A 13,785-nucleotide genomic window follows, 5' to 3' on the forward strand; every position below is an offset into this window, starting at 1 on the left:
GGTTACATTCCGAACCCGGAAGCTAAGCCTTACAGCGCCGATGGTACTGCAGGGGGGACCCTGTGGGAGAGTAGGACGCCGCCGAACAATTATTCTAGAGAAGCCCCCGCCGGGTGAACCGGTCGGGGGCTTCTCTGTTGTAGGGTCAACATGCAATTGTCGTAGCACGGGACAGGAGGCCCCCGGGTGGAGGTCCAGGAGACGCGGGTCCAGACCGATCGCGTCCTCACCATCCCCAACATGCTGAGCATGGGCCGGCTGGTCGGTGTTCCGCTCTTTCTCTGGCTCATGCTGTGGCCGGTGTTCGACGGGCCCAACAATGACGGTTGGGCGCTGTTGATCCTGATGCTGAGCGGGATCAGCGACTACCTGGACGGGAAGCTCGCCCGGCGGTGGGGGCAGATCAGCCGGGTGGGGCAGTTGCTCGATCCGCTGGCCGACCGGCTCTATGTGCTGTCCACGCTGGTCGGATTGACCTGGCGTGAGATTCTGCCGTGGTGGCTCACCGCGATCCTGTTGGCCCGTGAGGTATTCATCGCCGCGCTGCTGCCGATTCTGAACCGGCACGGCTACGGACCGCTCCAGGTGAGTTTCCTGGGCAAGGCGGCGACCTTCAATCTGATGTACGCCTTTCCGCTTCTGCTGCTCGGCAGCGTGGACAGCTGGATCGCCCGGCCGGCCGAGGTGGTGAGCTGGGCGTTCATCTGGTGGGGGACGACGCTGTACTGGTGGGCCGCGATTCTTTACGCGGTTCAGGCGCGGCGGATCGTCCGGGCGAGCACCGCGGGCTCCGCGTCCACAGTCTGAGACGTGATCTGAGAGAAGCCCCACGCCTCATCGGTGCGTCGGACGATACCTTCCGGGTAGAGAACCTTCTGGAACGCTTTGATGGACCTGTTGGTCCACCACCGCGAAGGAGGACGCACCCGTAATGAAAGCCGTTGTAATGGCAGGGGGCGAGGGCACCCGACTCCGCCCGATGACCTCCAGCATGCCGAAGCCGCTGCTTCCGGTCGCCAATAGGCCGATCATGGAGCACGTGCTTCGGCTGCTGAAGCGGCACGGCCTCTCCGACACCGTCGTCACCGTGCAGTTCCTGGCGTCGCTGGTCAAGAACTATTTCGGTGACGGCGAAGAGCTGGGCATGCATCTGACCTATGCCCACGAGGAGACGCCACTGGGCACTGCGGGGAGTGTCAAGAACGCCGAGGACGCGCTCAAGGACGATTCCTTTCTGGTGATCTCCGGTGACGCGCTGACCGACTTCGATCTCTCGGAATTGATCGACTTTCACCGCAGCAAGAACGCTCTGGTCACCGTCTGTCTCACGAGAGTGCCGAATCCACTGGAGTTCGGCATCACGATCACGGACGACGAGGGGAGGGTCGAGCGTTTCCTGGAGAAGCCGACCTGGGGGCAGGTCTTCTCCGACACGGTGAACACCGGCATCTACGTGATGGAGCCCGAGGTCTTCGACTACGTGGCGGCGGGTGAGTCCGTCGACTGGTCGAGTGACGTCTTCCCACAGCTGTTGAAGGAGGGCAAGCGGGTCTACGGCTACGTCGCCGAGGGCTACTGGGAGGACGTGGGCACCCACGAGAGCTACGGCAAGGCCCAGGCCGACGTCCTGGAGGGGAAGGTCGACGTCGAGCTGGACGGATTCGAGATCTCCCCGGGCGTCTGGGTCGCCGAGGGCGCCGAGGTGGATCCGGACGCGGTGCTGCGCGGGCCGCTGTACATCGGGGACTACGCCAAGGTCGAGGCCGGGGTGGAGATCCGCGAGCACACCGTGCTGGGCAGCAACGTGGTCGTCAAGCGCGGCGCGTTCCTGCACAGGGCGGTGGTGCACGACAACGTCTACGTCGGGCCGCAGAGCAACCTGCGGGGCTGCGTGGTCGGCAAGAACACCGATGTGATGCGGGCCGCGCGGATCGAGGACGGCGCGGTGATCGGGGACGAATGCCTGGTCGGCGAGGAGTCGATCATCGGGGCGAACGTCCGGGTCTACCCGTTCAAGACCATCGAGGCCGGCGCCGTCGTCAACACCTCGGTGATCTGGGAGTCGCGCGGTCAGGAGCACCTGTTCGGGGTGCGCGGCGTCTCGGGCATCCTGAACGTCGAGATCACCCCGGAGCTGGCCGTGCGGCTGGCGGGGGCGTACGCGACGACGCTGAAGAAGGGCGCCACCGTCACCATCGCGCGTGACCACTCGCGTGGTGCGCGTGCGCTCAAACGGGCGATGATCTCGGGGCTCCAGACCTCCGCGATCGACGTCCGCGACCTGGAGAACGTGCCCATGCCGGTGGCCCGGCAGCACACGGCCCGGGGGAGCGCCGGCGGGATCTTCCTGCGGACCACGCCGGGTGTGCCGGACTCGTTGGACATCCTCTTCTTCGACGAGCGCGGGGCGGACCTCTCGCAGGCGGGCCAGCGCAAGTTGGACCGGGTCTACGCACGTCAGGAGTACCGGCGGGCGTTCCCGGGGGAGATCGGGGACCTGACCTTCCCCTCCAGCGTCTTCGACTCCTACGCGGGCAACCTGCTGCGGACGGTGGACACCACCGGGGTCCGGGAGGCCGGGCTGAAGGTGGTCGTGGACACCGCGCACGGCAGCGCGGGCCTGGTCCTGCCGAGCATCCTCGGCCGGCTCGGGGTGGAGGCGCTGACCGTCTCCACCGGGCTGGACGAGGCCAGGCCGACGGAGGACGCGGAGGAGCGCAGGGCCGGGCTGGCCAGGCTGGGCGAGCTGGTCGCCTCCTCGCGGGCGGCCTTCGGCGTCCGGTTCGACCCGGTGGGCGAGCGCGTCGCGTTCGTGGACGAGCTAGGCCGGGTGATCGACGACGACCGGGCGCTGCTGGTGCTGCTGGACCTGGTCGCGGCCGAGCGGCGCAGCGGACAGGTGGCACTTCCGGTGACCACGACCCGGATCGCCGAGCAGGTCGCGGCGTACCACGGCACCCAGGTCATCTGGACCACGACGACGCCGGACGACCTCGCGAAGGCGGCCTCCGCCGAGGGCACGGTGTTCGGCGGGGACGGGCGCGGCGGTTTCGTGGTGCCCGAGTTCAGCGGGGTGCTGGACGGCGCCGCGGCGTTCGTCCGGCTGGTCGGCCTGGTGGCGCGGACCCAGCTCACGCTGAGCCAGATCGACGCGCGGATTCCGCAGGCGCACATCCGGCGCCGGGACATCGCGACGCCGTGGGCGGCCAAGGGCATGGTCATGCGCTCGGTGGTGGAGGCGGCCGGCAGCCGTCGACTGGACACCACCGACGGCGTCCGGGTGGTCGAGGCCGACGGGCGGTGGACGCTGGTGCTGCCGGACCCGGCCGAGGCGGTCACCCACCTGTGGGCGGAGGGCCCGGATGACGAGGCCACCGAGGCGCTGCTGGACGAGTGGGCGGCCGTGGTCGACGGAGCGGGGCGGTGAGCGTCCGGGGTTGAGCACTGCCTGAGGCTCGGAACTGCCTCGAACGGCGGGGCGCACGCTGTGATTCGTGCGCCCCGCTGTCCGTTTTCACACTGTTCGGAGCAATCCGTCACTTTCCGTCATGTGTGCAGCGTGTGTGCAGCTCAGGGGCCGTGCACGGGGCCCGTCGGCGGCGTGGGACGATGGTCTCCATGCCAGCGACGCCGACACCGAGTGCCCCGAACGGACGGTACAACCGTCCGGACGCCTCGATGTCCTTGCTGACCAATGTGATGGACCACAGCCTCGACGAGGGCTATGCGGAGGCGGCCGCCGCGCGCGGCGGAGCCCGCGACAGCCGGATACCCGGCACCTGGCAGGGGCTGCTCACGCTCGGCGCCGGGCTGGCGCTGGTCGGCGGGGTGGTGACGGTGGGCGCCGTGAACGCCCACAAGGCCGAGCCGTCGCTGGCCAAGGAGCGGGATGCGCTGATCCACCGGATCAACGACAGCAACACCTCGGCCGACCAGTTGCAGAAGCAGGTGCAGGAGCTGCGGCTCAAGGTCGACAGCACCCAGCAGCAGGCGCTCGCCTCGGGGGACGGCGATCCCGGCGGGCTGAGCGGGGCGGTGGGCCTCGGCCCGGTCGCCGGGCCGGGCCTGAAGCTGGTCCTGGAGGACGCCACGGGCACGGGCGCCGGCGGCAACGTCGACCCGCGGGCCGGGCAGGGCTTCTCCAACAGCGGACGGCTGCGGGACCGTGACCTGCAGCTGGTGGTGAACGGCCTCTGGGGATCCGGGGCCGAGGCGATCGCGATCAACGGCCAGCGGCTGACCGCGCTGTCCGCGATCCGGGCCGCCGGCGAGGCGGTGCTGGTGGACAACCGGCCGCTGGTGCCGCCGTACAGCATCCAGGCGGTCGGGGACGGCTCGAAGCTCCTCACCGCCTTCGAGAAGGACATGGCCGGGCAGTACCTGCGGCTGCTCCAGGAGCAGTACGGCATCAAGTCGACGCTCTCCGTGCAGAAGAACCTGACGCTGCCGGCGGCGGTGGGGGTGAGGCTGCGGACCGCGCAGCCGGTGACGCCCGAGACCTCGCCCGCGGCCTCCCCGACGACTCCGGGCGGTACGCCGCCGACCGGAGCCGGAACCCAGGAGAGCCCCGCCGCGTCCGTCTCACCATCGGCCCCGTCTTCCGCATCGGCCTCGTCGGCCGGGCCCGGCGGTACTCCCACCACCAAGCGGCGTCCGTCGACCGGACCCACCAAGACCACGACAGGGACAGGAGCAGCCAGACCGTGATTGCCGTACTGGGTCTTGTGATCGGGGTGGTCGTCGGCCTCTTCGTCCAACCCGAGGTGCCGGACGCCGTCGTGCCCTACCTGCCGATCGCGGTGGTGGCGGCGCTGGACGCCGTGTTCGGCGGTGTCCGGGCGATGCTCGACGGGATCTTCAACGACAAGGTGTTCATCGTCTCGTTCCTGTCGAACGTGGTGGTCGCGGCACTGATCGTCTTCCTTGGTGACCAGCTGGGGGTCGGCTCGCAGCTGTCCACCGGTGTGGTCGTCGTCCTCGGCATCCGCATCTTCTCCAACGCGGCCGCGATCCGGCGCCATGTCTTCCGTGCCTGAGCCGCGCCGCGAGGAGGCGGTGGCGGAGGAGCCGGAGGCGGCGGCGGTCGGTCCGGCCGCCGGGAAGCCTGGCGGGGAACCTCGGGAGGTCGTCGGTGTCAAGGCGGCCGTGAAGCCCGCCGAGAAGGCCATGGGCACCCCCGGGCCGGAGGCGGACGGGGAGTCCGGCCCGGAAGGCTCGGAGGACCCGGCCGTGGTCGCCTCCTCGGCCGCGGGGACCGCCGCCGAGGAGGCCCAGGAGGAGAAGTCTGACGCTAAGGCTGAGCTTGAGGCCGATCCGGCGCCCGAGCCGACGCTGCGGCTCACGAAGGTCGTCGGGCCGGCACCCGTGGCCGGGACGACGCCGGAGGCGAAGGCCGGGCCCGTCGCCGAGGCGAAGCCCGAGCCGGTACCCGCGCCTGGGGCCGAGCCCGAGGCCGAGCCCAAGTCCGAGCCCGAGGCCGAGCCGGAAGCGGCGCCCGAGCCCGAGCCCGCTTCGGACCGGAACACCGGCCGGCGGCGGCTGAAGGCGGCGCTCTGGCCGCCGCGGCTGTCGCGCGGCCAGCTGGTGGTGGCGCTGCTGCTGTTCTCGCTCGGCCTGGGGCTGGCGATCCAGGTGCGGTCGACCAACGACCACCACAGCCAGCTGCGCGGGGCCCGCCAGGAGGACCTGGTGCGGATCCTCGACGAACTGGACAGCCGTCAGCAGCGTCTCCAGCAGGAGAAGGCGGAGCTGGAGCAGTCCCTGGCGAAGTTGGAGAACAGCTCCAACCAGGCCAAGGAGGCCCAGGAGCAGACCAGGAAGAAGGTGACGGAGCTCGGTGTGCTCGCCGGTACCGTCAAAGCCACTGGTCCGGGCATCGTACTCACGGTCGATGATCCCCAAGGGCAGGTGAAGGCAGATATGCTGCTGGACACCCTGCAAGAACTTCGAGCGGCGGGGGCGGAGGCGATTCAGATCAACGACGTGCGCGTGGTGGTCAACACCTACTTCACCGACCTGTCGGGCGGTGGAGTGCAGATCGACGGGAAGAAGGTCTCGCAGCCCTACCGCTTCACGGTCGTGGGGAACCCGCAGGATCTGACACCCGCGCTGAACATCCCGGGAGGTGTCGTCCGCACGCTGGAGAGCCACCAGGCGCGGGCGACGATCGCCCAGCAGCAGAAGGTGGTCGTCGACGCCCTCGTGGACCCGAAGTCGCCGCAGTACGCCAAGCCGGCTCCGAAGTGACGGGGCGCCCGACGAACGGCCCGTCAAGGGCGGGCGGCACCCGCCGGGGGACGCCGCCGTCGCATGGGCGAGACTGGTTCGCACCAGTACGCTCCGGAGCAACAACCGCAGTACCGACCGCCGGAGTACCGCTCCGGCGATCCCGAGCCGCAACGACCGGGCTCGCAGCATGTCCGAGGTTCTCACCCTGCCCCGCGGGCGGGTCTGTCACACGCAAGGGGATTCGCCCGTGAGTTTCTTCTCGAAGTTGTTCGGTCGCAACAAGGGCCGTGACGCGGCCGCCGTCGAGGCGCCCACCGCGCGTCACCGCCGACCGGAGGACGAGCCCGCAGTGCCGGGCATGCGTCCGGCCCCCGAGGCCGCGCCGTACGCAGGTCAGCAGCTGTACCGGGACGGCGGCGCCGCCCAGTACGCGGGGAATCCGGCGGGCTACGGCGCGTCGGTTGACCCCTCCGGTGAGCCGCGCATAGGTTTCCCGTCAGGACCCTCAACCTCTGGTGGAGGGTTTGCCCCGGATCCGTACGCCGGGCACAACCCGTCGGGTGTGCCGCGCCAGGAGGCTGTGAACATGGCTGGCCCCACTCCGTGCCCCAGGTGCGGCAACCAGAACCCGGCCTCGGCCCGGTTCTGTTCCAACTGCGGCACGGCGCTGCGCGGCGGCCTGCTCCCGGAGGGGGCGGCGGAGACCACGTCGACCATCTCCATCTCCGGCCTGGAGTCGTACGACCCCACCACCACGACCGGCACCGGCGCCACGCCGGCCCTGTCGGCCGAGGTGCTGTCGGCGATCGACGCGCTGCCGCCGGGCTCGGCCCTGCTGATCGTGCAGCGCGGTCCGAACTCCGGCAGCCGCTTCCTGCTGGACTCGGACATCACCACGGCGGGTCGTCACCCGCAGGGTGACATCTTCCTGGACGACGTCACGGTCTCGCGCCGCCACGTGGAGTTCCGCCGCACCCCGGCCGGCTTCAGCGTCGCGGACGTGGGCAGCCTCAACGGCACCTACGTGAACCGGGAGCGGATCGACGAGGTGTCGCTGAACAACGGCGACGAGGTGCAGATCGGGAAGTACCGGCTGGTGTTCTTCGCCGGCCACAACCGGGGGTACTGAAAGCGACGTCGGCAGGAGCCCGAGTGAATACGAATACCCCTTCCTCTTCTCTCGGGGCGGCCACCCCCATCCCGTCCGGTCCGCAGGCGGACCGCGGCGGGCGCGGGGTGGTCGCGGGCCCGCGGCAGCCGCTCCGGAGCGAGCGGCCCGCCGGGCGGCGGCGCGGCGGTGACGAACTGCTGAGCATCGGCGCGGTGCTGGCCTTCCTGCGCGACGACTTCCCCGAGGTCACCATCTCCAAGATCCGCTTCCTGGAGGCGGAGGGGCTGGTCGAGCCGCAGCGCACGCCTTCGGGGTACCGCAAGTTCAGCCCGGCCGACGTCGAGCGGTTGGCCTACGTCCTGCGCATGCAGCGGGACCACTACCTGCCGCTGCGGGTGATCCGGGAGCACCTGGACGCGATCGAGCGCGGCGAGAACCCTCCCGCGCTGCCCTCCGCCGCCGACACCCGGCCCGGGCCGCTGGAGGAGGCGGACCGGGAGCTGGTGGCCGCCGGCGAGGTGCCCTCCGGCGTCCGGCTGGGGCGTGCCGAGCTGCTCGCGGCGGCCGAGGCGGGGGAACCCGAGCTGGCCGAGTGGGAGTCCTACGGGCTGGTCGCCGCGGGCCCGGACGGCGGCTACGACGGCGAGGCGCTCCAGGTGGCCCGACTGGTCGCGGAGCTCGGCCGGTACGGCCTGGAGCCCCGGCACCTGCGCGCCATGAAGGCCGCGGCGGACCGCGAGATCGCGCTGGTGGAGCAGGTGGTGGCGCCGCTGCGCCGGCACCGGAACCCGCAGACCAGGGCGCACGCGGAGGCCACCGCCCGGGAACTCGCGACCCTGTCGGTGCGGCTGCACGCGGCGATGGTCCAGGCCGGTCTGCGGTCCCGCGGATAGCGGCCGTGGTATTTCGGCGGCACCGGCTGCACCGCGCTGACCAGCGGCGTCGGCTCTGCGCTTTCATATCCGGGAGCGGAGCCATAGGGTTGCGTGTGTGAATGAGCTCGACGTCGTGGGTGTCCGAGTGGAGATGCCTTCCAACCAGCCGATCGTGCTGCTGCGGGAGGTCGGGGGAGATCGCTACCTGCCGATCTGGATCGGCCCCGGCGAGGCGACCGCGATCGCCTTCGCCCAGCAGGGCATGACGCCGGTGCGCCCGTTGACGCACGACCTCTTCAAGGACGTCCTGGAGGCGCTCGGCCAGCAGCTCACCGAGGTGCGGATCACCGACCTGCGGGAGGGCGTGTTCTACGCCGAGCTGGTGTTCTCCGGCGGGGTCGAGGTGAGCGCCCGGCCGTCCGACGCCATAGCGCTGGCGCTGCGCACCGGCACGCCGATCTACGGGAGTGAGGAGGTGCTCGCCGAGGCGGGCATCGCGATCCCGGACGAGCAGGAGGACGAGGTCGAGAAGTTCCGCGAGTTCCTCGACCAGGTGTCGCCCGAGGACTTCGGGGGCAGCGGTCCGCAGTAGCGGGGACCGGCCGTGCGGCCGTGTGGCCGACCGTTTTGCCAAAATCCGTCCATCTACCCACACTAGGGGCACGAAAAACCACTCTCCTGAGTGATGTGGTTTGTCTGACCCGGCGTGGCGATCGTTGACGGGTCATAGGGGACTGCCTACCGTCAGGAGTGGCTGTCCGGGTGGCCGATGCCCGCAGTCGGGTTGCCCGCAGCACAAGTGGACGGAGGCAGGCATGAGCAGCACCGGCGATGACGCGGCCGCAGGAGGCCGGTGCGCCGTGCACATGCCGCGCACCGCTCGCACCGTCACGGATCTCCCCCGGATGGGCAGGTTCCCGGCCGTACAACCGGGCCAGCCGGCCATCGAGCGGCTGGCCCCGACGTCCGACCTGCTCGGCTTCCGCGGCCCGACGGCCTGCGCGGCGGCCGGCATCACCTACCGCCAGCTGGACTACTGGGCCCGCACCGGACTGCTGGAGCCCAGCGTCCGCACCGCGTACCCGTCGACCAGCCAGCGGCTCTACAGCTTCCGCGACATCCTGCTGCTGAAGATCGTGAAGCGGCTGCTCGACGCGGGTGTCTCGCTGCAGAACATCCGGGTGGCGGTCGCCCACCTCCAGGCCGCCGACCAGGCCGACCTGGCCGGGCTGACGCTGATGTGCGACGGCGCGACGGTGTACGAGTGCACCACGCCGCAGCAGGTGGTGGACCTGCTGAAGGGCGGTCAAGGAGTCTTCGGCATCGCGGTGGGAGCGGTCTGGCGGGAGCTGGAACTCACCCTCGGCCGGCTGCACGCCGAGCGCACCGACACCGGCGAGACCCTGGTCGGGCACGACCCGGCCGACGAGCTGGCCCAGCGGCGCAACCGGGCGGTCTGAGCAGGCGTTCGACGGGGCCGCGGGCCCGGACGGGGAACCGTTCGGACCCGCGGCCTCGTCGTGTTGCCTGGTTGACGGGATCGAGGGAGGGCACGTGGAGGTCGGCACCGGGATATCGGGGCTGCTGCGGCGCAGGGCCGGGCTGCTGAGGACGCGGCTGCGGCAGCGGCGGACGCAGCGGAGGGTGTTCCAGGTCGGAACGGTGCTCTGCTCGCTCGCGCTGGCGCCGAGCGCCTGGGTGTGGTTCGCCGCCGGGGACCGGGTGGGCACGGTGGAGAGCGCACCTTCCGCGCCGGTCGCCGTGGTCTTCGGCGCCGGGCTGTACCAGGGCAAGCCCTCCGCGTACCTGGAGCACCGGCTGGTCGCGGCGGTGGACCTGTACCGGGAGGGGAAGGTGCAGGCGATCCTGGTGACCGGGGACAACGGGCGGGTCGAGTACGACGAGCCCGACGCGATGTACACCTACCTGACCCAGCACGGGGTGCCCGAGGACCGGGTGGTCCGCGACTACGCGGGCTTCGACACCTGGGACTCCTGCACCCGGGCGCGCCGGATCTTCGGGGTGGACCACGCGGTGCTGGTCAGCCAGGACTTCCACGTCCGCCGCGCGCTGGCCCTGTGCGAGGCGGCGGGCATCCGCTCCTACGCCGTCGGGGTGCCCGAGTTGCACGACGCGACCTGGCTGTACGGCGGGCTGCGGGAGGTCGCCGGGGCGGGCAAGGCGGCGGCCAACGCCTGGCTGCGGCCGGACCCGCTGTTCCTGGGGCCCCAGGAGGACGGCATCCCGAAGGCGCTGGCGGAGGCGGCGAAGCGGTAGCCCCCGGGCGCGGGCCGTCCGGCCGGGTTCGCACGCACTGTCGGACCCGTACGCGATGATCGGCGGGTGCGATCTCTGCCGAGCATCATCCACCTCGACATGGACGCCTTCTTCGCGGCGGTGGAGCAGGCGGCCAAGCCGAGCCTGCGCGGCAAGCCGGTGGTCGTCGGCGGGCTCGGCGGACGCGGGGTGGTCTCCACGGCCTCGTACGAGGCGCGCAGGTTCGGGGTGCACTCGGCGATGCCGATGGCGCAGGCGCGCCGGCTCTGCCCCAACGCCGCCTTCCTGTCGGGGCGGTTCGAGGCCTACCGGCAGAACAGCGAGATCGTGATGGGACTGCTGCGGCAGCTCTCCCCGCTGGTGCAGCCGCTCAGCCTGGACGAGGCCTTCGTGGACCTGGAGGCCGGTCCGTACGGACCGGCGCTGCTGGAGGCGGACCACGAGACCGGCGAGCGGCTGGTGCTGGCGCTGGCGGAGGACCTGCGGGCGGACATCCAGCGGCTGACCGGGCTGACCGGATCGGTCGGGGCGGCCGGGTCCAAGCTGATGGCCAAGATCGCCTCCGAGCAGGCCAAACCGGACGGGCTGGTGATGGTCGAGCCCGGGCAGGAGCGGGCCGTGCTCGGCCCGATGCCAGTGCGGGCGCTGCCCGGGATCGGGCCGGCCACCGAGCAGGTGCTGCGCCGGGCCGGGCTGAACACGGTGGCCGACCTCGCGGAGGCGGGGGAGGCGGAGCTGGTGCAGCTGGTCGGGCGGGCGCACGGCGCGGGGATCTTCCAGATGTCCACGGGGCTGGACGAACGGCCGGTGATCGCCGACCAGGACGCCAAGTCCGTGTCGGTGGAGGACACCTACGAGGTGGACCTGGCCGACCGGGAGCGGGTGCTGCGCGAGGTGGAGGCGCTGGCCGGGCGGTGCGTGCGGCGGCTGCGGGCGGCCGGGCGCTCCGGCCGGACGGTGGTGCTCAAGGTCCGGCGGTTCGACTTCTCGACGCTGACCCGCTCGGAGACGCTGGGCGGGCCCACCGACGACGAGACGGTGATCACCGCGACCGCGCGCCGGCTGGCCGAGCAGGTCGACATCACCGGCGGGGTCCGGCTGCTCGGCGTGGGTGTCGCCCAACTCGCCGACTACACCCAGGAGGACCTGTTCGCCCAGGCGCTGCGGGAGGAGGCCGCGGAGCACGCGGAGGCGGCGGCCGAGACCGAGGAGGCCGCGGAGGAGCCGGAGGCCGTCGTGGTGCGGCGCTGGATGCCCGGGCAGGACGTCCGGCACGCGGAGTACGGACCGGGCTGGGTGCAGGGCAGCGGCGTCGGGAGGGTCACCGTACGGTTCGAGACGCCGTGGAGCGAGCGCGGGCGGGTGCGGACCTTCGCGGTGGACGACCCGGCGCTCGAACCCTCCCGGCCGCTGCCGCTGCGCCGGGACGAGGGGGCGGACGGAGCGCCGGACGAGGGCGGCGGTCCGGCGGAGGGCGCCTGAAACGCGAAGCGGCCCCACCCGGTGGGGGAGTACCGGGTGGGGCCGATCAGCGTGCCGGACCCCGTACGTTCGTGATGCCCTCGCGACGTACGGAGGCCGGGCCCCGCGCCCTGTCCCTGAGCGCGGGGGCCGGACGCCCTGTCAGGCGTCGGTCTTGACCAGCTCGGGGCTGGAGTCCTGCTGGGCCGCGCCGCCGGCGACCGTCGCGGTGGCGGCCGCGGTGCCGCCGCGGATCAGGAACGGGACGACGCCGGCGACGGCGCAGATGACGGCCGCGGTCCAGAACGCATGCTTGTAGGCGTCCAGGGTGGGCAGCGAGAGCGGGATCTGCGGCGGCAGCTTCATGGTGTCGCCGGTCAGGATGGCGGCCATGACGGCGGTGCCGATCGCGCCACCGACCGTGCGCAGCACGGAGTTCATGCCGTTGGCGATGCCGCTCTGCTCGACCGGGACGGCGCCGTTGATGTAGGCCGGCATCGCGGCGAAGGCGAGGCCGACGCCGAGACCGAAGATCGCCGAGGCGGTGTAGATGTCGCCCTCGTGCCCGTGGCGCACGGCCAGGTAGGCCATCGCGACGGCGCCGAGGACGCCACCGAGGACCAGCGGCAGACGCGGGCCGCGACGGGCGATCAGCAGGGCGCCGACCGGGGCGGCGACCATCGAGCCGATCGCGGACGGCAGCAGCAGGAGGCCGGCGTGCAGCACGCTGGCGGTGAAGCCGTAGTGGGTCAGCTTCTCCGGGGTCTGGGCGAAGTTGCTGATGACCATGAAGGAGCCGTACATGCCGAAGCCGATGAGCAGGCCGGCCACGTTGGTGAAGGCGACGGCCGGACGGGCCATCATCTTCATGTCCACGAGCGGGTGTGCGACCTTGGTCTCGATGATCCCCCAGACCAGGGCGACCACGGCGGCGACGGCGAACAGGCCGAGCGTCTTGTTGGAGGTCCAGCCCCAGTGGTTGCCCTGGCTGACCGCGACCAGCAGCGCGGAGAGCCAGGCGGCCAGGGTGAGGGCGCCGAGCGGGTCGGCGCCGCCCTCCTTGTCGGTGACCGGGTCGGTCGGGACGCGGAAGGCGACCAGGGCGATCGCGATCAGGCCGAAGACCAGGCCCATCCAGAAGATCGACTTGTAGTCCCAGTGCTCCAGCAGGAGGCCGGTGGCGACCAGGCCGAGGCCGGAGCCGACGCCCATCGAGGCGCTGATGGCGGCGACGCCGCCGGTCACCTTCCGCTTGGGCAGCTCGTCCCGGACGATGCTGATCGCCAGTGGCAGGACGCCACCGCCGGCGCCCTGGAGGACACGGGCGACGACCAGCCAGGTGAAGGAGTGGGTGCTGACCGCCAGCGCCGAACCGGCGACCAGGCCGGCCAGCGAGATCAGCAGCATCGGCTTGCGGCCCCGGAGGTCGCCGAAGCGGCCCAGGAGGGGAGTCAGCACGGCTGCGGAGAGCAGGTTGGCGGTCATCAGCCAGGTGATGCTGGAGGCGGAGACGCTCAGTTCCTTGGCCAGCGAGGGCAGGATCGGGACGACCGCGGTCTGCACCACGCTGAACGACAGCATCGCCAGGATGAGGGCCGGCAGGACCCGGGCGCTGCTCTGCTTCTCGGCCGCGGTGGTGGGCTGTGGTGCCTCACTCACGGTTGCTTCCTCCCGTACATAGTGAATGAACTGAAGTAACCATGCAGGGAGATACTTCAGAGTGTCAAATATCGAGTGGTTAAGCTTTGGCAAAGACGAACGGTCGGGTACGCGACAAGGGCGGTCGGGCGCCCGGTCGGGCGCGCGACCAGGGCCCCGGACGGTGTCCGGGGC

The 13,785-nt window shown here is 71.3% G+C and carries 12 protein-coding genes and 1 rRNA gene; 12 read left to right on the top strand and 1 reads right to left on the bottom strand.

Annotated features, from left to right (window positions below; genetic code table 11):
* The 12 genes from rrf to ACWGKU_RS37185 all read left to right on the top strand — a co-directional run.
* A 5S ribosomal RNA gene (rrf, locus tag ACWGKU_RS37130) occupies positions 1-87 on the top strand; the annotation flags it as partial.
* A 99-nt stretch (positions 88-186) separates the two neighbouring features.
* Positions 187-807 (top strand): CDP-alcohol phosphatidyltransferase family protein, encoded by a 621-nt coding sequence (locus ACWGKU_RS37135; RefSeq protein ID WP_452180720.1) that lies wholly within the window; start codon positions 187-189, stop codon positions 805-807.
* A 124-nt stretch (positions 808-931) separates the two neighbouring features.
* Positions 932-3,427, top strand: a complete 2,496-nt coding sequence (locus tag ACWGKU_RS37140; RefSeq protein ID WP_401046365.1) for a sugar phosphate nucleotidyltransferase — start codon at positions 932-934, stop codon at positions 3,425-3,427.
* A 191-nt stretch (positions 3,428-3,618) separates the two neighbouring features.
* The gene (locus tag ACWGKU_RS37145; RefSeq protein WP_452180721.1) at positions 3,619-4,707 is read left to right on the top strand and encodes a DUF881 domain-containing protein; all 1,089 of its coding nucleotides are present in this window, start codon (positions 3,619-3,621) and stop codon (positions 4,705-4,707) included.
* Complete coding sequence (locus ACWGKU_RS37150; protein WP_030062488.1) at positions 4,704-5,036, top strand: small basic family protein; 333 nt, start codon at positions 4,704-4,706, stop codon at positions 5,034-5,036. Before ACWGKU_RS37145 ends, ACWGKU_RS37150 begins: the two co-directional genes overlap by 4 nt.
* Before the next feature lie 295 nt (positions 5,037-5,331).
* Positions 5,332-6,246, top strand: coding sequence for a DUF881 domain-containing protein (locus ACWGKU_RS37155; RefSeq protein WP_452180724.1), 915 nt, complete (start codon positions 5,332-5,334; stop codon positions 6,244-6,246).
* A 229-nt stretch (positions 6,247-6,475) separates the two neighbouring features.
* A complete protein-coding gene (locus ACWGKU_RS37160; protein WP_359915009.1) occupies positions 6,476-7,357 on the top strand; it encodes an FHA domain-containing protein in 882 nt (293 codons plus the stop codon).
* A gap of 179 nt (positions 7,358-7,536) precedes the next feature.
* Positions 7,537-8,232, top strand: coding sequence for a transcriptional regulator FtsR (ftsR, locus tag ACWGKU_RS37165; RefSeq protein ID WP_359915026.1), 696 nt, complete (start codon positions 7,537-7,539; stop codon positions 8,230-8,232).
* 97 nt (positions 8,233-8,329) lie between these two features.
* Positions 8,330-8,806, top strand: a complete 477-nt coding sequence (locus ACWGKU_RS37170; RefSeq protein WP_224276619.1) for a bifunctional nuclease family protein — start codon at positions 8,330-8,332, stop codon at positions 8,804-8,806.
* Between the two features lie 223 nt (positions 8,807-9,029).
* Positions 9,030-9,674, top strand: coding sequence for a MerR family transcriptional regulator (locus tag ACWGKU_RS37175; protein WP_401046369.1), 645 nt, complete (start codon positions 9,030-9,032; stop codon positions 9,672-9,674).
* Positions 9,675-9,768: 94 nt separating this feature from the next.
* On the top strand, positions 9,769-10,491 hold the full coding sequence (locus ACWGKU_RS37180; protein WP_452180722.1) for a SanA/YdcF family protein: 723 nt from the start codon (positions 9,769-9,771) through the stop codon (positions 10,489-10,491).
* 66 nt (positions 10,492-10,557) lie between these two features.
* Positions 10,558-11,973 carry a DNA polymerase IV gene (locus tag ACWGKU_RS37185; RefSeq protein ID WP_380548855.1) on the top strand — a complete coding sequence of 472 codons (1,416 nt, stop codon included), beginning with the start codon at positions 10,558-10,560 and terminating at the stop codon, positions 11,971-11,973.
* Positions 11,974-12,114: 141 nt separating this feature from the next.
* Here the strand turns inward: ACWGKU_RS37185 and ACWGKU_RS37190 are convergent, their stop codons facing one another.
* Complete coding sequence (locus tag ACWGKU_RS37190) at positions 12,115-13,611, bottom strand: MFS transporter (protein ID WP_452180723.1); 1,497 nt, start codon at positions 13,609-13,611, stop codon at positions 12,115-12,117.
* Positions 13,612-13,785 lie beyond the last annotated feature (174 nt).

Source organism: Kitasatospora sp. NPDC054768 (assembly GCF_053612025.1).

What these genes read in the sequence shown, in the direction of transcription:
- ACWGKU_RS37175 (WP_401046369.1), top strand. Translation starts at nt 9,030, where the DNA reads ATGAGCAGCACCGGCGATGACGCGGCCGCAGGAGGCCGGTGCGCCGTG.
- ACWGKU_RS37140 (WP_401046365.1), top strand. Translation starts at nt 932, where the DNA reads ATGAAAGCCGTTGTAATGGCAGGGGGCGAGGGCACCCGACTCCGCCCG.
- ACWGKU_RS37145 (WP_452180721.1), top strand. Translation starts at nt 3,619, where the DNA reads ATGCCAGCGACGCCGACACCGAGTGCCCCGAACGGACGGTACAACCGT.